We start from the raw sequence: 18403 nt of genomic DNA, 5'->3' as shown, positions 1-18403 counted from the left end.
AATATCATGGCGATTATCATCAATGTTGATGTGATGTTGGCAAAAAGGAAAATGAGAGTAACAGAACTTTCGGAGAGGGTTGGAATTACTATAGCGAATCTTTCCATTCTGAAAAATGGGAAAGCAAAAGCGGTTCGTTTTTCAACATTAGAAGCGATATGTGAGACTTTGGATTGTCAGCCGGGTGATATTTTGGAGTACAAAAGCGACGAAGACACTCACTAACGGAGACGATAGTGAAATGAGTTATGATCGGAGCAGGAGCCACGGTGACCTGCTCCAGATCGTTGACGGGCAGGATAGTTTATATAAAATTAGAAAAAAGATTTAGGGAATTTTCTCTTTTTAGAATAATATAATACGTTTATCATAAGCGGGGTAAGTTCCTTATTCTATCCTACAACTATTCTAAAGCGAATAACCATATTCATATTAAGAAGGTGGGATATCAGAATGGCTACAATAATACCAGAAGTTGTTGATAAATCTATGCGGAAGTTATGCGAATCGCTACAATTCCGCATCCCAGATACCGTTGTATCTGTTTATGTTTATGGCTCGACTGCTCTAAATGCTTTTATTGAGGGCTCAAGCGATATAGACTTTCTTGTATTTGTTAATCGCACGTTAACTCCATCTGATATCCGATTGATTTCGGAAGCGCACAAAGATGTTGAACAAACGCTTTCTGGATTAGATATTATGGGAGCCTATATCCGACAAGAGGATGTGGGAAAGTCCGTCGGAGAAATCCCACTCGTTCCCGCCTATTTCGATAAAAAAATGCAATCTGATGGAAACGGGGATTTAAATCCGGTCACATGGTGGATCCTTAAGAGACACGGCATCTGTGTGTATGGCCAGCAATTGTCCTTCAATTATGAGATATCATCTAACGAACTTATCAAATACGTTATTAATAATATGAATTCTTATTGGATCGGATGGATTGACCGATTGGAAAAAAACCTTGATTCGACGGGTATGACGGAGCATTCAGTGCCATTGGAACAATTAGACTTTGCAGTTGAATGGTGCACTCTCGGCATGTTGCGGCAATTTTATACAATTCGGGAACATGAAGTGACCAGTAAAATTGGTGCCGGAGAGTATGGCCTTACACAATTCCCCGAACGTTGGCATGGACTTATTCGCGAGGCAATTGCGATCAAACGTCGAGAGAATTCAAGAGAATATGCTTCACAATTGAAGCGGTTGAATGACCTAGTTGGACTGCTTCGCTTGATTCATACAGAGAGTAATTTGCTTCTACAAAAACTAAACTAAGTTTCTTTTGACCTGTAAATACTTGGTTTAGTAGACAGCAATGAAACCATGACAACGAAACAAGTATTACTGAACTAACGGGAACGGTAGTTCAATGCACCATGGAGCAGTCTGCACTTTTCAGTTGCTCCATTTTTCATTGCGCTGACGGGCAGTTAAGCGCAACAAATCTATATATTACACGTCTGTAAAAATGGAAGCATTAGGGATCTGGGGCGGTGTTTCGTGGGTTATATGAGTGGATTATAGGTTTGACGGTTAAGTGCTGCGAGGGCAAATGCATTCGTTCCGAAAGATTCTGTTTTGTTAGATGAAGTAAAATACAGTTGGGGCGGAGTTTATATTTTCAACTCTTCAGAAAAGCCAGTAACCGCAATTAGTATAAAATCACTTGGCTTTTTGTGGCTATCAAGAATGTCAGTGTACCATTATCATCGAGATGATCCGATTAAAACAATCGGTGGAGTATCCCTTAATAATCCTAGCGAGAAAACCACGGTGATAAGTATTTTAGTGGATGATCCAGAAGTTTCGTACCTTGAGGCGGGGCCTGAAGGCAACAGAGTTAAAAAAGAAGCCAGTATAGGAGATCCAATGACATTTACATGGGATGAAGCAGTTCAACTCGACCGGCTTTACCCGAAGGCATTTGATAAAAATGGCAAACTACTTTATGAATACCGCTACCCAATAACCAACAATATACGGCATGAGAATTTGAGATGGTATCCAAACAATGGATTATCAACGCTATAATGAAAAACAGTAACGCATTACGCTAACGGGACACTATAGCTCAATAAGCAACCAGAACGAGGCTGCCGGCATGGATCGGCAGCCTCGTTGCGCTAACGGGAAGAATACTTCCAATATGTGTTAATATAAAAGCGGGTGCTACTTCGTTCATATTCAGAGGGGTAGGCCTTGGTCTCGTTGGAAACTAATACTTGGAGGGCTTGCCGGACAGGCGATGAGCGCGGGACTGATCGACGAGTGTCATCTGCTTCTTAATCCGATCTTCTTGGGTGGAGGTAAGCGAATGAGTATTGCCGGACAACCTCCTCATGCGGCTCGAGCTGCTCGGTGAGCGCCGCTTCCGCAGCGGCGTTGTTCAGCTTCACTACCGTGTGATCGTCTGATCGCGACGCTAGAGTGAAATTCATCTCATCTTTATCAAAACCTACTAATAACTTCTTTAATTGTGCAGCGAGGGAGAGATCCTAGTGGCGGGTAGTTCCATGATCATGGGTGCCACTCTGCTCATGTTGACTGCCAGCAAGCGTTTCAACTTGTGTCGTTGCGGAAGCGGATGGTTCCTTCGTGGCAGTAACCGTAAAAGGGATCTTCTTCATGGTGTGGATATCACGTGCCGACACATGGTAATAGACGAAGTACGATCCCGGTTCAGTAATGGGCTGCTTGGCGATGTAGAGTCCATCGTTTTGGAAAGTAGCAGGTAGCATCATATGAGGCTCTTGCCCCTCTTTCCACCATTCAAATATGACTTCGCTCGCGTCATCCACTGGTTTACCATCCTGGGTAACGGTTACCGCAAAAGTAACGTTGTCTCTGGCTGCAGGTTGACTCGGTTCGAGCGTGAATGTGGCTTCGACTGGTGTAGAAGAAAGTAGAGCTGTTTGTTCTTGATCTTGACCACATGCGGTCATGGCAAGGAGCAAGAGTAGGCACGGCAGCATGTACATCAAGCGTTTCAATTCCATCTAGAATCATTCCCTTTCTGTTTCAAATTCGTTAGTTCCTGGTAGAAGAGCGAGTAACTGTGCTGATTATGGTCTCGTCACCGCGCAGGATCGTCCATCACAGGGGATTCGCAATGCATCAGGTTATCATGCTGCGGTCAATGGTAATGGTCAAAAATTTCAATGCCGCTCCCCATCGGATCTTATGCAATTGCAAAGGCATCCTCTCCGCTTGTTACATGAATATCGGGGCGAGTAGAAAGGCTGCAATAAACAAATCCAAAATAGTGCACCATTCCGCATACCACCTCCAGACGATCTTGTTGCTCCGAAAATGAGCAAAGTCCCAGACCGCATGGCCGATATAACCTGCCGCAAGCAGGATCAGTCCCGTTTCTCTGTCGACATACAGAGACACTAACGCGATAATGCTGAAAAACAGTAATGCGGCCGCCTGTATCAAGAGGGTACGAACCCCGCGGAGATGACCGCGAATTGCGCCTGCAATCGGGTAGACAAGCGCGATGAGAACCAGGATAAATGACATGGGATCCGTCGAAGCAGGGAACCCTGTTGCGGCCATAGCTAACGCCAACAATGAGGGCCATCGTTTCAACAATTGTATGCCTACTACCTTCAATCTTCCTCTCTCTTTGACATCTTCGTCTTTTTTGGCCAATTCCATGGCAATCACTCCTCGTTTTCTTTTGCACACCAAAAATAACACAATGCAATTCCTTTTACGTCTATCTGCAGTTGATTTTTATTTAGCGTCTATATCGATCGATTGATGAGCAAGACGGATTCATCTGTTATGATGAAGTAAACCACCCGAATGAAGGATTGAAAAATGAATAAAAACATATTTCAGCACTTTAACGCCCGCGCCGCGCATACTATCTTTATCGTTGCCTTTTTCATATTGATCATGCCAGAGTATCCGTTTCTGCATATCCACGTACTTATCGTTTACGCTGCCTTCGCGGCTTGTTACATATGGATGGCGGCAGCACCTAAAGGATGGTGGAATGCTAAGAGGTACGTCCTTGCGGTTTGCATTCTTGCTGGCATAACCCTCATCATTCGCATCGTTCATTCCGATTACCCTGATCACCGCATTTTCTGGCCGTTGCTGTATATGCTGGGTGTGGCCGATCCGAAATGGAATCGCTCGACCGTTACTCTCGCCGTCTTCACTGTTTGCCTCATTTTTGCAATGATGCTGGTCGACAAGGTCTCATATGGCGCTCTAATTGCAGCTGTCCTAATGTATATCGCGGTCAGAAATCAATGCTTGCTTCGCGAAGCGCATCGAACGAACCGAAAGCAACTGGAACAACTGAATACGGCATATTCCGAATTGCAGCAAACATCTGTTCAGGCGATGGGCTATGCTGCGCTGACGGAGCGTACGAGATTGGCACGCGACATTCATGACGGGTTTGGACATCAAATGACCTCGCTTATTGTTCAACTTCAAGCATTGAAGCTGATGATTCCGCAGGATCCGGCTGGGGCGGCGAACAGCGTAGACGAGATTCTGAAGGTTGCTAGGAAAGGGATGGATGAGGTAAGGCTTGCAGTAAAGGAATGGTCGGACGATGAGAAGGGCCTGGGTCCGATCGCGCTGAAAGGCCTCGTCTCTCAAATCGAAGCCAATTCTATGGTACAGATACAATATAAAGAAATCGGACCTATCGGTGAGTGGCCGGTTGAATGCAGTGTAATTCTCTACAGAATCTTGCAAGAAGCGTTAACCAATATCCTCAAGCATGCTGATGCGAAACAGGTTAACATTGTAGTGGAAGAAGAGAATGAACATGTAATGCTCCTTATTACGGATGACGGTTATTTCAGCGGCGAGAAACCTTTGAATTTCGGATTTGGCCTAAACGGTATGATCGAAAGATGCAAATCTGCCGGAGGGAGCATCGTTTTCTACGCAAATTCACCGAATGGTTTAAAGATACAAGCAGTTATTCCGCTTAATATTACTTCGAGTACGGCTTATAAGGAGACGATTCATGCAAACCGAGAAAATGATTCGAATCGTACTGGCAGATGACCAGCCTTTCATCCGCAAAGGATTGCGTTACATATTGGACATTCAAAAAGATATGCAGGTGGTCGGAGAGGCTTCAACCGGAGAAGAAGCGGTTGACATCGCATTGCGAAATGTTCCAGATCTCGTCTTGATGGATATCCGCATGCCGGGCGGAACGGGTATCATGGCAACAAAGTCTATCGTTGAAGCTTTGCCTGACACAAAAGTCGTCCTCTTAACGACATTCGATGTTGAACAGTATGTGTTTGACGGGATTCGTGCTGGGGCTTCCGGCTATTTATTGAAGGATACGGAAACCGATGAATTGCTGAGCGGCATACGGGCCATGTACCGGGGGGCAACCCTGTTCAATAGCAGCACGGCCAAACGTGCTCTAGACCAAATATTAACTTCAGGTATGGAGGAGCCGGATTCACCCGGGAAAGATCGGCTGCTTGGCGCCTTGACGGAGCGTGAAACGGAAGTATTGCAGCTACTTGCATACGGTAAGAGAAACCACGAAATATCTGCGATTTTATGCATTTCTGAAGGCACAGCAAAAACGCATATCCACCATATCATGCAAAAACTTGGGGCGCAGGACCGCACACAGGCAGTGGTCACTGCAATTCGAATGAAGCTCGTGAAGTAATTAAGGAACAATTAAATCATGTTATTGAAACGGCTGCCGGCGATGTTTTTGCCCGATCGGGTGACAGCTTGTTAGCTGCGGAGGCAGTCCCGGCAATCGTATCCCGGCCGGCTTTAGCGGCGCCAGGGGGGTGTTCCAGCAGTTTCCGAAACGTATAGCTGGCGGCGATAAACGGCGGTTCCACATAAATAGCGGCAAGTTTTCAGCGAACCGTATAACGTGGTATAATCTAGTCGGGTATTCCCTAACAATTAACCGGAGGCTTCCATTATGTGCATCCACTTCATGCGAATTCGTTAATAGGAATAGACGAATGAGGCTTGCCCCATTTTTATAAAATTTGAGGATGGCTTATTTGCGTTGGAAACATTTCTAATAACAATTTTATTGAAGAGGTGTTTTTTATGGAGAAAAACGAGGATCACGTAGCTACGGTGTTGGAGCTTGCATTAAAGTATGGATTGTCATTGAATCCGGACTCGGTGCTAATTAACGAATCCGGATTGGATTTTTTGGCGTGCTTTGCCGAAGACGAGGGAGGAACGCCCTGGGTTTTGCGTCTGCCGCGACGCGACGATGTGGTGGAGTCCGCCTCATACGAGCGGCGCGTACTTTCGCTGGTGAAACCGCGGCTTCCAGTGGCGGTACCGGATTGGAAAATTCATACGGCGGAGTTGATCGCTTATCCGAGACTCAAGGGTATCCCGGCAGCGACGATCGACCCTGAGGCGCGGCAGTATGTTTGGGAGATCGACGAAAAGAACTTACCGGAGGCGTTTGTTGATACGATGGCCACAACGTTGGCAGCTCTTCACACGGTCGGTACCGACGAAGCGACGTCCGAGGGCATTCGCATCTTGACTTCAACGGAGGCGCGGACCGATTTCCGAGAAAAAATGGAATGGGTGAAGCGAAATTACGACGTTTCCGATTCGCTCTGGACACGCTGGCAGCGGTGGATGGCTGATGATTCATACTGGCCGACTTTCACGACTGTAGTTCATGGGGATATACATCCAGGACATCTGTTGATCGGCGATCATGGGCACGTCACGGGGCTGATCGATTGGACTGAAGGGGAAGTTTCCGATCCGTCAATAGATTTCCAAATCTATTATGCGTTATTTGGCGCGAATGGTTTGAGCGAACTGATTGATCGGTATGAACGTAAAGGCGGCAGGGTATGGGCACGCATGGCGGAGCATATCGCGGAGCGGTATGCAGCTTATCCGGTGCTGATCGCATTGTTTGCTGAGAAAACCAACTCTGATGAGTATCGACAGTATGCTCAATATATGTTAGGCATACAAGGGTAATGAATGACGGGCTTCCGGAATGTTCCGGGAGCCTATTCGTTTCAAGTTTTCGCGGTGGTTCTATTTCGTAAAAGATGACCTTGAAATTTGCCGTTATAGAAAGGGTCGGTCAATAGATGAAATGGTTGAAAGAACCTACAAGATATATTCGCCTGAACAAGAGACTAGATGGGGTACATTAGCAATTACCATTAGGTTGGTTACTCCATAATGAGTTGGCGGAATGAACGGGCTAAACAAGCTCAAGGTCATTCTAACGGAGCACAATAGTTCTACTTAGGAGGGGCTGCCGCGCGGCGGCCCCTTCGCTCCGCTAAACCAGCCAATATCTTGTCAAGATTTTTCAATAAAAACTTGAGTAGATGATGCTATACATAATATATGTGCATGCCAAATAACCCTCCATCGTTTAAATGGAAGGTTTTACATGAAGTGGTACTCTAGGCTAAGTCGAGGAAAGGTTTCCTTGCGTTTAAGCAGCGCAAATATCCAATGAAGCATCTTGTTCACACAGGCGATCATTGCAACCTTGTGCGGCTTTCCATCGGCAATCTTCTTATCGTAAAAAGCCTTCATCTTCTTAATGCCGGAGCGTCGTAAGCTACAGAGTACGGCTAAGAATAGGGTGTGACGCAGTCTGCTGGATCCACGTTTTGTGATTCGGTTAATTGTAGCCGTAAACTTCCCGGAGATATGAACACTCGGGTCCACACCGGCGAAGGCGACCAGCTTCATTGGGTATTAAACCGATCGATTTCACCGATTTCCGAAATAATCGTTACTGCGATTTTTTCTCCGATACCGGGGATCGATTGGATAATCTGATATTCTTCAATATCATTAGCGAGGGCATCCATTTGCTTTTCCAGGGCGCTGAGATGCTCTCGGTAATGAAGCAGCATGCTGACGTACATCTCAAGGCTAATCAGATGGCTTTGGAATGGCGCCTTACGGAAGGGATTCCGTTCAGCCGCGGCCAGTAAGGCTTCAGCCTTTTCCATTGCCCAGCGTTCGGACCGGCGCATACATAGGGATGCAATCTTCTCCGATATTTTTGCTTTACCAGTTCTCAGCACGTCATCAGAAGTCGGAAACTCCAATAGAGTCTTTAACGCCACCGCAGAATGTAAATCCCCAAAAACAGTAAAAACTGGATGACCTCATAATACGAACGGGCAGAATTGTTTAATTTACCATCCTTCGTTAAATTAAAGTTGTATTCGGTCAGGCCAGGACTGTGCACATTAGCAATCCATGAGAAACCGGACATGCTGTTGGATGATAAAATGTAGACATAAAGGAGGCTGCATATGGACAGTGTAATTCTGATGATGAATGTGCGAGAAAACCAGGGAGGAGAGTCAGTCGCATGGCAAAGATCGTTTTCGCATTGAACCAGTCTCTGGACGGGTTCGTCAACCACGACCACACGGCATTTCAGCCCGACCCCGTGCTATTCCGTCATTTCATTGACGACTTGCGCGGCATGGCGGGCAGCCTGTACGGGCGCCGCATGTACGAGACCATGCGGTGTTGGGACGGAGACCATTTTGAATGGGATGCGCCGGAACGGGAATACGCAGCGGCGTGGCAAAGCAAACCGAAGTGGGTGGTGTCGAGGACGTTAAAGTCCGTCGGTCCGAACGCTTCTCTGATCGAGGGCGACCTCGCAGCGGCCATACGTGGGCTGAAGGCTCAGCATGAAGGGGAGATTGAAGTTGCCGGGCCGGAGTTGGCCCACAGTCTAACGGAGCTCGGTCTCGTTGATGAGTATCGACTCTATCTCCATCCAGTCGTGCTGGGTCACGGCAAGCCGTTCTTCGCCGGTCCGCGGCCGCCGCTGCGCCTCGTGGCAAGCGATCGAATTGGCGAGCAGGTGATCAGGTTGACCTACGTTCCAGCTTAGTTGTGCGGTTGACCCAGCGGCCTAAAGGGCACGTTACTTTAATAGGGATTCTCCGGCTGTAGCGGCAGTCAGAGGATCCCTTATTCTTTGAAATTTGTTCAGTTATGCGAAATGACGTAGTTATTTATGGAATTGACGATTGACCTAACGGAGACGATAGTATTGAATTAAGTATAGCTATTGATGTTAATCCAGGAACAGGGTGACATTCATGATTTCGTACGAGAAAGTATACACAATACATGACTGGTGGGATGGGCCAAAGACAGGTGTAGCAGATTATCAAGGAGTCCCTTATATTTTCAATAGAAATTTCGATGAGGCACTAGACGATTACGATGACTACTATTTGCTCAGCCCTATCACAAATCAACAATTCGAACTTATTATTGAAGGGTATGAGATATGGCTGCTGTATCGAGATGCTTCAAATGAACAAAAAGACGCTTCAAAAATTTATGGGAGCCTACCCTATGATCAAGAGCGCTATCTTGAAATATAATCTTTAACTGATTTTTTATTTGATCCCTGCAGACACATATTGAAAGTAAAAGCATTATTCCGTTCACTTCCAACGATGTCCCCATTGCTATACGGGATTAATAGTTATCACGATTTCGAAGTAATATGGAAAATATAAACTATATTGGAATCCGATCGATCGATTGTGAAATTATATAATTCACTTAAGAAGAATTGGCAGGTAATTAACTTGATTTTTTTACTAACGGAGAACGATAGTTGAACGATCCAGGGAGCAGATCGCCGCGGCAGATGCTCCTTTTTTCGTTAAGCTAACGGGAAACGTTAGTTTAACGCACCATGGAGCAAATACATCAATTTATTCGACCCGGCTAAGGGATCAATCCGTCACTTTAAATTACCCTGGTAGAATAACAGTTATAATGCGGACAGCCAAAGGAGAAAAAATGTTAACGACACAACAATTAAAAGATATTGAACAATTGCAAAAAGAGTGTGAGACTCATGATCATTTACAACTGAAGCTTAACTGGGAGATGCTTGAAAACCGCGGATCTGATCAACTGGATTTTTTTCATTACGAAAATGACGAGCTTGTAGCGTTTTTAGGTTTGTACGCTTTTGGTTCTACAGTCGAAGTATGCGGCATGGTTAATCCAAGTGAACGACGAAAGGGGCATTTCCATCGATTGTTCCGACTAGGAATGGAAAAGGTCAAACAAAACGGATACAAGAAAATCTTGTTGAACGCGCCTGCGGGATCCGATACGGCAAAAGCTTTTTTGTGTAAACAAGGTGCTGAATATGCATTCTCGGAGCATCAAATGGAGTGGAAAGAAAAGCCTCTTGAAGGAACGGATAATATTCTTCTGAGGCAAGCAACATTAGAAGATTACGAAATGCGCGTACGATTATCCGTTACGGCGTTCGGAGTGGACGAAGAAGACGCCAGAGCGATGGAAAGCATGGCCTTGGGGGATAACACTAATATGCTCATGATTGTCGTGAACGAAGGGACGGTAGGGAAAATTCGAGTGAGCCGTGAAGAGGGGCAAGCGTGGATTTATGGATTTGCCATTCTGCCAGAATACCGAGGCAAAGGAATAGGCAGAAAAGTGTTGCGCCGAGTTATTAAAGAGCAAAGCTCGGCCGGATACTCCGTACACTTAGAAGTCGAAACGAAAAACGACCATGCTCTAGGGTTATATGAATCGGTTGGATTCAAAGCGGTACATGCACAAGATTACTATAAATATCAACCAAGTTTCTCTATATGAATGTTCGATTGCGCTATCGGAACACTGTAGCTCAACAATAAACAACAGGCTGTCGCCGTGGCCTGTTGTTGCGCTAACGGGACAAGATAGCTCAATAAAACAACAGAAGGATCCGCCACGGCTGATCCTTTTTACATCTACACAAAATTTCCTGATGAGAGTTGAGCTATCGTGGTTAAAAGCGTTTGTTGATCTAACGAGGAGAGTAGTTTTTTGGGGAATTTTAATTAAGTTTGAGCTTGGGGGATGTGGACTTGAAGAATCATTCTTCGTCAGTTTATTTAATGAAAGTATGTTTTACATTTACTATTTTTCTATTGAGTGCATGCAGCAATATGGGAAAAATTCAACATATTGAGGTTTTTGTGGCGGAAATATCAGAACGAAACGATGAAGGTTTTTTTGTAACGACTGGTTACAAGAAGGTAAATGCGATAACTACTATTGAAGAGGGGAAAAACCATATAAAGACTGATATTAAAGCCATTGAAGATTTTTATAATATAGAAGGTAATTATATAAAAACAGAAATAATACATTCTAATTTTTCTAAATCTAATGTAACACTTGCAGAAGATGGAGATAGTCGCAAAGAAGTGCTCCAAGAGCCGTCAACAATCCTAATACCCGATGATAAAATTGAACATTTTCAATTGGAAAATATGACAGAGGAAGAGAAGGAAAAAGTCAAAGTTCATGTATTATCTTTTATGGATATATTTTAATCAGAACTTCAGACAATAATTAGGGGGTCTATGCCTATGAACAGGTTCATCAAGGCAGTGAAGGATTTGGATATTACCTCAATTAAAGAGTTGCTCCAGATAGATTCAAAGTGGGTTAAATGGTCTGAAGAAGACGGCAAAAATGCGCTTCATTATTTGTGCGGTCTTGATATTTCCAAAGATCCAACAAAAGTTGAAGCCAGTCTTTATATATTGAAATTGCTTATACAAAGCGGTATGGACATGAATTCGATTCATAAAATTCCTGATCGTCAATGCGGTTTTTTTTCCGCAACACCGCTTTGGTATGCATATACACGAGGACGTAACGAGAAGCTGTATACCTATCTTCTAACTGCAGGCGCTGACCCCAACCATTGTATGTTTGCCATTGCTTGGTATGACGATGTTAAAGCCGCTGATCTGTTTGAAAAATATGGAGCTGAAATTGAAGATGCTGCATTTCTTGGGGCATTTAAGTGGAAAAAGTTTCGCATGGCAGAATGGTTTTTAAAAAACGGTGCAAATGTAAACTACGAAGATCCTGATGGGGATACAGCGCTCCTTTACGCTTTAAAAAGAAAATATAAAATGGAGCACCTCAAATTACTGCTGCAGTTTGGGGCTGATTTCAATCAAGAAAACAAAGAGGGAATATCGCCCAAAAAGTTAGCGGTATTAGAAAGTCGAATAAAAGTTCTGGGTCTTTTTGTATAAAGGAGAAAAATAACCTTGTACTTCATTATTAGATTAATCGAGAGAAAAAGATAAGTCTATATCTTTTTTGTCAAATCCTGTAGAGTTATGCTATCCCGGCCGGGAAACACTGGAAGGCGGAGGTTCCAAAGATGGCAAGTCAGGAAGTATTGTCCAGAGCTGCAGAATCCTTTGGATTTGATGTTAAGACCCTGGTGTTTATTAGTAACTCATGCAACGAGGTATATCGCTTTTCTATGAATAACCAAGACTATATATTACGATTAACTGAGAAGCCTGTAGCATATGTAGAAAAAATAAGAGCAGAAGTGGATTGGATGCACGATTTGGTTAAGAACGGGGTATCCGCATCATTGCCAATTAGAACAATTGATAATCAACTAACAGCAGTTTATAACGGGGAAGACAAATGCTGCATTACAACAGCCTTTCATATGGCACCGGGGAGGTTTTTTGACAAGAACGATCCACAGTTGTGGGGCCCGGCTATATTCAAAAAGTGGGGAGAGGTCATGGGCAGGATGCACCTGCTTTCTAAATCATATAAACCTTCAGATATCGCTGCCAAGAGGGACGGATGGAGCAAGTGGGAAATCGAAAATCCGTATCTACAGCAAGGCCATTATCGCCTGCTCTTAGAAAAATTAAGATCTCTTGAGAGTACTATTGAAGCTCTTCCTAGGGATAGACACTCGTATGGGTTGATCCATAATGATTTTCATCCCTATAATTTTCATATCCAAGACGGTGCTATTACGGTTTTCGATTTTGACGATAGCATGTATGGTTGGTTTTCATTAGATATTGCAATTGCGGCAGCCCACGCCGTTTGGTGGGGGGCGCCCAATGACGACCGTGAATCCAAAAATGAGTTTGCTCAATCATTCCTGAATGATTTTCTGGAAGGCTATTTCAAACAAAATCATCTTGATCGTTACTGGATTCAACAAATTCCAATGTTCATGGATTATCGAAATCTATGTTCCTATTTTTGGTGGCTCTCCAGCTGGGATGGTGATGAAAATAATTTGTCCGTACTTCAGCAAAGCGCTGTTATCAATGCCGTTAGAATTATTCAGAATGGTCGGCCCTTTGACGGCTGTGACATTCGAATGTAACCAATGCAATGAAACAGCAGAAGGATCTGCCGCGGCGGCACCATATTATTAGAAGGAATACTCATTCAACTTATTCTGGTCTTTACTACGGCTTCCTTATTGGAATTATTTATTGTCGGTCCAGTGGCGAAGAAGATTGCTCTATCACTACCGTATGACAAATAAGGCCACCTGCGAGTAAATATTTGAACACGAAAGGGTTGCTGGGTGGCAGCCTTTTCTCCGAAGGAGGGTGAATGCTTTGGACCGTATCCTTTCAGCAGAGCTTGAAAGAGTATTGAACAAACTGGGGAAACCTGATTTGCTAACTCTCCTGGCAGAACAGATCTCGGGTAGCGATTTAAATACGCTTCTCTTGAAATTGTTTAATGAAAAGATTAATCAGTCTTCTCCGGGTGACCTTCTGAAAAGATACAGAGAAAACCGTTTTGTACACCCGGCAAAGGTAGATCCGCTTCAGCTAAAACAACTGGAAATGGATGTCCTGAAGGTGGCATTGAATCATGGCGTTTCTCCAATTCAATTGTCGCCGGTCGCACCTCTGGGCTGTGCCTCTGTAGTGGGTACAGTTGATCAAAATAAGGTCATATCCGCACTAAGAGGAACGGAAGTTGTATCGGATGCAACGAATCTCTTAGCATTGCATATCAGTGATTTCATTAAGACCAATGAGGATAAGAGAGAAGATTTCATTCGTTTCTGTACGACTCATAGACATGTCCGTGCGCAATTCTTTGGAGATACGCCAGGGATGCTGCCGCATTTCCATTTGTTCGGTATGGTGACTTCAGGAATAGACAAAGGGTCCTACAGCTTCGAGAAACAATCTTTTTGGGAACATATAGCGGTTTACCAAAGCATTTTCAAAACTCTTTTCGGGTCTGAGATCGAGTTAATATGTAGTGAACGTGACGGTTACAAAGACACGGCCGGACTGTTCTCACGGATTATAAAATGCGGGCATGAGCACTCCACGAATGTATCGATAAGTACAGGTGAGCCAAACAAGGAAAACCAGTATTACAAAGGACTGCAATTCACCTTAAAGACTGTTATAGAAGGCAAGGAGTATTACATTGGTGATGGCGGTTTTGTAGATTGGACACAAAAAATGCTAGGAAACAAGAAAGAGCGGCTATTAATCAGCGCAATCGGCTTGGATCGACTGATTTAACCACGTGCAGATTTATACCTAATCAAACTCCATATAGGATTGACATATCAACCCATGTAGTTGAATCTGATTGTTTTGACACGCCCATAAAATGAATGGATTAACTTTGTAAATCGATTAGCCCATTGCATATTACGCGAACAGATTAGTATGTAGTATTCGAGAAATGCTGCTCATGGAGAAACTCTCCAGGGCAGCATTTTTTATGTTGAACTCAAAAGGAGAGCGACCGTTTCAACAGAAGCTCATGACTAAAACTGGAAAAAGCTAAGATGCTTTTTTCTCTTTTTGGACATGTCTAACCTCTCTATAATTAGGCATAAGTGTTTTTCAGGCATCTTTGAGTTAGAAAATATACACGGTTATTACTAAACGAGTGAGGTGCGCTTTGTGATCGAGCAAGTCATGCTTGTTTCACTGTTTACTTTCGTTATTCATCTTGCAGAGACGCTTACTTATTCCCTTCGCTCAGCAGGAGTTCGTTTGGGGAAGTTGGCGGTTGCGTTATCCTTGTCGGGAATCATACTCCTGATTTCAAGAACAGCGAATATGGTACAGGCACCGCTTACCGGCAAAATCATAGACTTCGCCAAACATCATGCAGACTATAATCTAATTGATCAGCTACGAGTTATTATTGGTGCAGCGACCATGGGAACATGTGCAGCATTATTGTTGTTCCCGTCAGCTGTTTTGCTTTCTTCTAGGGTCATATCCCATTTTGAAGTGGCTGGTTCCATACCCCAGTTGGTCCGTTCTTCGGTTTCCACTCAACAATTACAGAACGTACGGTATCATTTGCGCTTTCCAACATTCACGATGTTGTCACGATTGAGGACTGGAGGCATTCCAACAAAGTTAGTTGTTCTTAATTGTTTGGTGACGGCAATTTATACAATTGGCGTGTTGGCCGCGCTGCTTGCTTCAACATTAACCATGGATCATTCAATTGCCGCATCACAATCTTCTGGATTAATCAATGGAATCGCGACAATATTACTGACTATAATCATTGATCCACGAATTGGTTTAATGACCGATAAAGTGCTTAGAGGAGAACAAGAGATCGCTGTACTTCATAAGATTTTTGGAATGTTAATGATTTCGCGGTTATTAGGAACGGTTCTTGCTCAGGTATTACTGGTGCCGGCTGCTTACTGGATTAAATGGGTGGTAGGATGAAGGGGGAGAATAGACCGACTCCATCGATGAATCGATTGCGAAAGCTGTAGAACATGGCGGCAAGGCGATTCAAGAAGTGATGGATTTCGGAAACGTCAAACTGGCGTTTATTATCGACCCTATGGGCGTTCACTATGGTCTTATAGAAAACACCTGATAAGTGTGAGAATCATCACATAAGCCGCCTCCCGATTCTGATAAGCTAATCGTTGTAAGCGAACAAAAGCGAATCAACGAATGGGGGATGGATCATGTTTTGTTATCAGTGCGAACAAACGCCGAGGGGCGGCTGCAAGATTATCGGGGTATGCGGAAAAGATGAGACGATCGCAAGCCTGCAGGATACGATTATTTTTGCATTGAAGGGAATTGCCGCTTATGCGACGCACGCCAGACAGCTTGGCTATTCCGACCCGGAAGTTGATCGAATAACGCATGAAGCACTCTACCTGACATTGACCAACTCCAATTTCAATTTGCAGGAGCACCTGGATATGGCCATGAAGGTCGGCAATGCTGCGGTGCGGATCATGGATGTGCTCGACCGTGCGCATACGACGCACTTCGGTATTCCGCAGCCGGTTACGGTGCCGCAGAATAAGGTCGAAGGCAAATGCATCGTCGTAACGGGGCACAATCTGTTTGCACTGGAAGAGCTGCTGAAGCAGACGGAAGGCAAGGGCATCCATATCTATACCCACTCCGAAATGCTGCCGGCCCACGGGTATCCGAAGCTGAAGCAATATGCACACTTGAAAGGAAACATCGGGAAAGCCTGGTACGACCAGCGCCGGCTGTTCGAGCAGTTCCCGGGGGCGATCCTGGCGACAACCAACTGCGTTATGCCGATCCGGGGCACGTATGCGGATCGATTCTTCTCCTATGAAGTAGCCGGACTTGAGAACGTCACGAAAATCGTCGGCGAGGATTTCTCGCCGCTGATCGAGCGGGCACTCGAACTGCCGGAGGCGGATATCGACTCCGAGCAGGTGCTCACCACCGGCTATCATCACGAGACCGTCATCGGGCTTGCCCCGGAAATCATTCAAGCGGTCCAAGACGGCCTGATCAAGCGCTTCTTCGTCATCGCCGGCTGCGACGCTCCGGGCAAGGGCGGCGATTATTACCGGGAGCTGGCGACATCGCTTCCGAACGATACGGTAATCCTGACGACGTCCTGCGGTAAGTTCCGCTTTAATGATGTGGATTACGGTACGGTTGACGGCACGGGTATCCCGCGGTACATCGATTTGGGCCAGTGCAACAACTCCGGTTCTACGGTCAAAATCGCGCTGGCACTCGCCGATGCCTTCGGCTGCAGTGTCAACGAACTGCCGGTCAGCATCGTGCTGTCCTGGTTCGAACAGAAGGCCGTTGCCATATTATTAGGTCTGTTCAGCCTTGGAATTCAGGATATCCGGATCGGCCCGAAGGCACCGGAGTTCATAAATGAAGGTGTCTTGAACGTACTCGTCGAAAAGTTCGGCCTGAAATTGATCGGCGATGCGCAAGAGGACATGGCGGAGATGCTCTCGCTGCACTAATCTGATTATTATGCTGTATAGACGATAATCCCCCTGTTCCGGCAACTGCGTGCTGCCGGAACAGGGGGATTCTGTTTCAACGGGCTGGAACATTCGATTATGATTAAATATTCTCGGTTCATCAGATTGATATTTTGATATTATTGATATGACAAACAACGATAGTCGTTCATTGGAGTGGATTGGAGGGACGTAAGCATGAGAGAGCATGAAGAAATCATACCAACTGCCCATAAGCTGATGGAGTTCCATGTTGAGGCGCTGTTTACGCATGACCAGAATAGGCGGCTTCGCACGATAAACGAGCCTTGGCCGGGAGAGGCCTCTGCGCCCCGGTTTTTCTTGGGAAGGACAACCGAGGGAACGGCTCTCTGCCGGTTTCGGCACGATGTCCCGGAGAGGCTTATTAGCCAACTGGAGAAATTGTGTGCTGACGAACCGATCGTGAAGGATTTCCAGACGAAGCCGAAACATATTGAGGCATATATGAATCTGCTCCAAGGGGAACGGTACACGATGGGTCCTTGTTTTCTTGTTCCTGAAGAAGCGGTTCCGACCATGCAGGTGGTCAAGATCACCCGTGAAAATATGGATGAAGTGCTGCGCGGCGGTTTCGAATGGTTGATCTCCGAAATCGACTTCGCGCAGCCCTGTATAGCGCTCGTACGCGAAAGCCGGGCTGTCTCGATCTGCCGCAGCGTTCGCATCACTACCAAGGCACATGAAGCAGGGCTTGAAACCTTGGACCAGTTTCGTGGAAGAGGATATGCCGCCGCTGTTGTAGCCGGATGGGCAATGGCGGTGCGGGAGATAGGAAAATTTCCGTTATATAGCACTTTTAGTGAGAATCTTGCTTCTCAGCGTGTGGCAAGAAAATCAGCCCTGTCCTTTTACGGAGTCAATTTCACGGTCACTTGATAAGCGTCCTGAAGAATGTAGAAAATTGAAAACTCTTATGAAAAGGAGCTATGCAGAAATGGCAGCTTCAGAAAAAAGTTTAAGAACTTGCAGCAGCGGACACCAATACTATAAAAGCAGCGATTGTCCTTCCTGCCCGATCTGCGAGCAAGAACGCAAACCTGACGACGGATTTCTTTCGCTACTCTCGGCGCCGGCAAGACGAGCATTGGAGCACAATGGAATCACTTCATTGCAGCTGCTCTCAAAATTTAGTGAAAAAGAAATTTTGAAGCTTCACGGTATGGGACCAGCTTCTTTACCTAAACTTAGGACTGCCTTGAAGGAAAAGGGGTTATCCTTCAAAAACTAAACACCTGC

General features: G+C 45.2%; 20 protein-coding genes and 1 pseudogene. 18 read left to right on the top strand and 3 right to left on the bottom strand.

Translation table 11 applies throughout. The features are described from left to right. The first annotated feature begins 6 nt into the window (after positions 1-6). The 4 genes from L1F29_RS28140 to L1F29_RS34535 all read left to right on the top strand — a co-directional run bounded on the left by L1F29_RS28140 (position 7) and on the right by L1F29_RS34535 (position 2374). Complete coding sequence (locus L1F29_RS28140) at positions 7-225, top strand: helix-turn-helix domain-containing protein (RefSeq protein ID WP_258385331.1); 219 nt, start codon at positions 7-9, stop codon at positions 223-225. 228 nt (positions 226-453) lie between these two features. Continuing rightward, positions 454-1287 (top strand): nucleotidyltransferase domain-containing protein, encoded by an 834-nt coding sequence (locus tag L1F29_RS28135; RefSeq protein WP_258385330.1) that lies wholly within the window; start codon positions 454-456, stop codon positions 1285-1287. A gap of 303 nt (positions 1288-1590) precedes the next feature. Then, a complete protein-coding gene (locus tag L1F29_RS28130; RefSeq protein ID WP_258385329.1) occupies positions 1591-2043 on the top strand; it encodes a hypothetical protein in 453 nt (150 codons plus the stop codon). 214 nt (positions 2044-2257) lie between these two features. Further along, positions 2258-2374 carry a hypothetical protein gene (locus tag L1F29_RS34535; RefSeq protein WP_373876440.1) on the top strand — a complete coding sequence of 39 codons (117 nt, stop codon included), beginning with the start codon at positions 2258-2260 and terminating at the stop codon, positions 2372-2374. A gap of 133 nt (positions 2375-2507) precedes the next feature. On the opposite strand, the gene L1F29_RS28120 is transcribed toward L1F29_RS34535, so the two are convergent. Then, complete coding sequence (locus L1F29_RS28120) at positions 2508-3008, bottom strand: FixH family protein (protein WP_258385327.1); 501 nt, start codon at positions 3006-3008, stop codon at positions 2508-2510. 214 nt (positions 3009-3222) lie between these two features. Continuing rightward, positions 3223-3672 carry a hypothetical protein gene (locus tag L1F29_RS28115; RefSeq protein ID WP_258385326.1) on the bottom strand — a complete coding sequence of 150 codons (450 nt, stop codon included), beginning with the start codon at positions 3670-3672 and terminating at the stop codon, positions 3223-3225. Positions 3673-3837: 165 nt separating this feature from the next. On the opposite strand from L1F29_RS28115, the gene L1F29_RS28110 reads away from it, so the two are divergent. The 3 genes from L1F29_RS28110 to L1F29_RS28100 all read left to right on the top strand — a co-directional run bounded on the left by L1F29_RS28110 (position 3838) and on the right by L1F29_RS28100 (position 6999). Further along, entirely contained in the window at positions 3838-5052 is a 1215-nt protein-coding gene (locus L1F29_RS28110) for a sensor histidine kinase (protein WP_258385325.1), read from the top strand. Then, positions 5012-5683, top strand: coding sequence for a response regulator (locus L1F29_RS28105; RefSeq protein WP_258385324.1), 672 nt, complete (start codon positions 5012-5014; stop codon positions 5681-5683). Before L1F29_RS28110 ends, L1F29_RS28105 begins: the two co-directional genes overlap by 41 nt. 404 nt (positions 5684-6087) lie before the next feature. Next, the gene (locus tag L1F29_RS28100; protein WP_258385323.1) at positions 6088-6999 is read left to right on the top strand and encodes a macrolide 2'-phosphotransferase; all 912 of its coding nucleotides are present in this window, start codon (positions 6088-6090) and stop codon (positions 6997-6999) included. Positions 7000-7422: 423 nt separating this feature from the next. On the opposite strand, the pseudogene L1F29_RS28095 reads toward L1F29_RS28100, so the two are convergent. Next, positions 7423-8141 (bottom strand): annotated as a pseudogene (locus L1F29_RS28095) (IS110 family RNA-guided transposase); the annotation flags it as partial. A 227-nt stretch (positions 8142-8368) separates the two neighbouring features. On the opposite strand from L1F29_RS28095, the gene L1F29_RS28090 reads away from it, so the two are divergent. The 11 genes from L1F29_RS28090 (at position 8369) to L1F29_RS28040 (ending at position 18395) form a co-directional block, all read left to right on the top strand. Further along, positions 8369-8905, top strand: a complete 537-nt coding sequence (locus L1F29_RS28090; RefSeq protein WP_258385322.1) for a dihydrofolate reductase family protein — start codon at positions 8369-8371, stop codon at positions 8903-8905. 211 nt (positions 8906-9116) lie between these two features. Then, positions 9117-9407 carry a hypothetical protein gene (locus L1F29_RS28085; RefSeq protein ID WP_258385321.1) on the top strand — a complete coding sequence of 97 codons (291 nt, stop codon included), beginning with the start codon at positions 9117-9119 and terminating at the stop codon, positions 9405-9407. A gap of 427 nt (positions 9408-9834) precedes the next feature. After that, complete coding sequence (locus L1F29_RS28080) at positions 9835-10665, top strand: GNAT family N-acetyltransferase (RefSeq protein ID WP_258385320.1); 831 nt, start codon at positions 9835-9837, stop codon at positions 10663-10665. A gap of 254 nt (positions 10666-10919) precedes the next feature. Continuing rightward, positions 10920-11390 carry a hypothetical protein gene (locus L1F29_RS28075; RefSeq protein WP_258385319.1) on the top strand — a complete coding sequence of 157 codons (471 nt, stop codon included), beginning with the start codon at positions 10920-10922 and terminating at the stop codon, positions 11388-11390. 36 nt (positions 11391-11426) lie between these two features. After that, complete coding sequence (locus tag L1F29_RS28070) at positions 11427-12107, top strand: ankyrin repeat domain-containing protein (RefSeq protein WP_258385318.1); 681 nt, start codon at positions 11427-11429, stop codon at positions 12105-12107. Positions 12108-12238: 131 nt separating this feature from the next. Further along, on the top strand, positions 12239-13225 hold the full coding sequence (locus L1F29_RS28065; protein WP_258385317.1) for a phosphotransferase enzyme family protein: 987 nt from the start codon (positions 12239-12241) through the stop codon (positions 13223-13225). A gap of 241 nt (positions 13226-13466) precedes the next feature. Then, on the top strand, positions 13467-14399 hold the full coding sequence (locus L1F29_RS28060) for a hypothetical protein (RefSeq protein ID WP_258385316.1): 933 nt from the start codon (positions 13467-13469) through the stop codon (positions 14397-14399). Positions 14400-14789: 390 nt separating this feature from the next. Continuing rightward, positions 14790-15581: a lipid II flippase Amj family protein gene (locus tag L1F29_RS28055; RefSeq protein ID WP_258385315.1), complete on the top strand. Its 792-nt coding sequence runs from the start codon at positions 14790-14792 to the stop codon at positions 15579-15581. 251 nt (positions 15582-15832) lie between these two features. Further along, complete coding sequence (gene hcp / locus L1F29_RS28050; RefSeq protein WP_258385314.1) at positions 15833-17125, top strand: hydroxylamine reductase; 1293 nt, start codon at positions 15833-15835, stop codon at positions 17123-17125. A gap of 198 nt (positions 17126-17323) precedes the next feature. Further along, positions 17324-18043: a kasugamycin N-acetyltransferase AAC(2')-IIb gene (gene aac(2')-IIb / locus L1F29_RS28045; protein WP_258385313.1), complete on the top strand. Its 720-nt coding sequence runs from the start codon at positions 17324-17326 to the stop codon at positions 18041-18043. Positions 18044-18101: 58 nt separating this feature from the next. Next, on the top strand, positions 18102-18395 hold the full coding sequence (locus L1F29_RS28040; RefSeq protein WP_258385312.1) for an RNA polymerase alpha subunit C-terminal domain-containing protein: 294 nt from the start codon (positions 18102-18104) through the stop codon (positions 18393-18395). The last annotated feature ends 8 nt before the right edge of the window (positions 18396-18403 follow it).

The sequence above is a fragment of the Paenibacillus spongiae genome, from assembly GCF_024734895.1.
GTDB lineage: Bacteria > Bacillota > Bacilli > Paenibacillales > Paenibacillaceae > Paenibacillus_Z > Paenibacillus_Z spongiae.
Note: the sequence above shows the minus strand (reverse complement) of the source record. Positions and strands in the feature narration are given on the sequence as shown.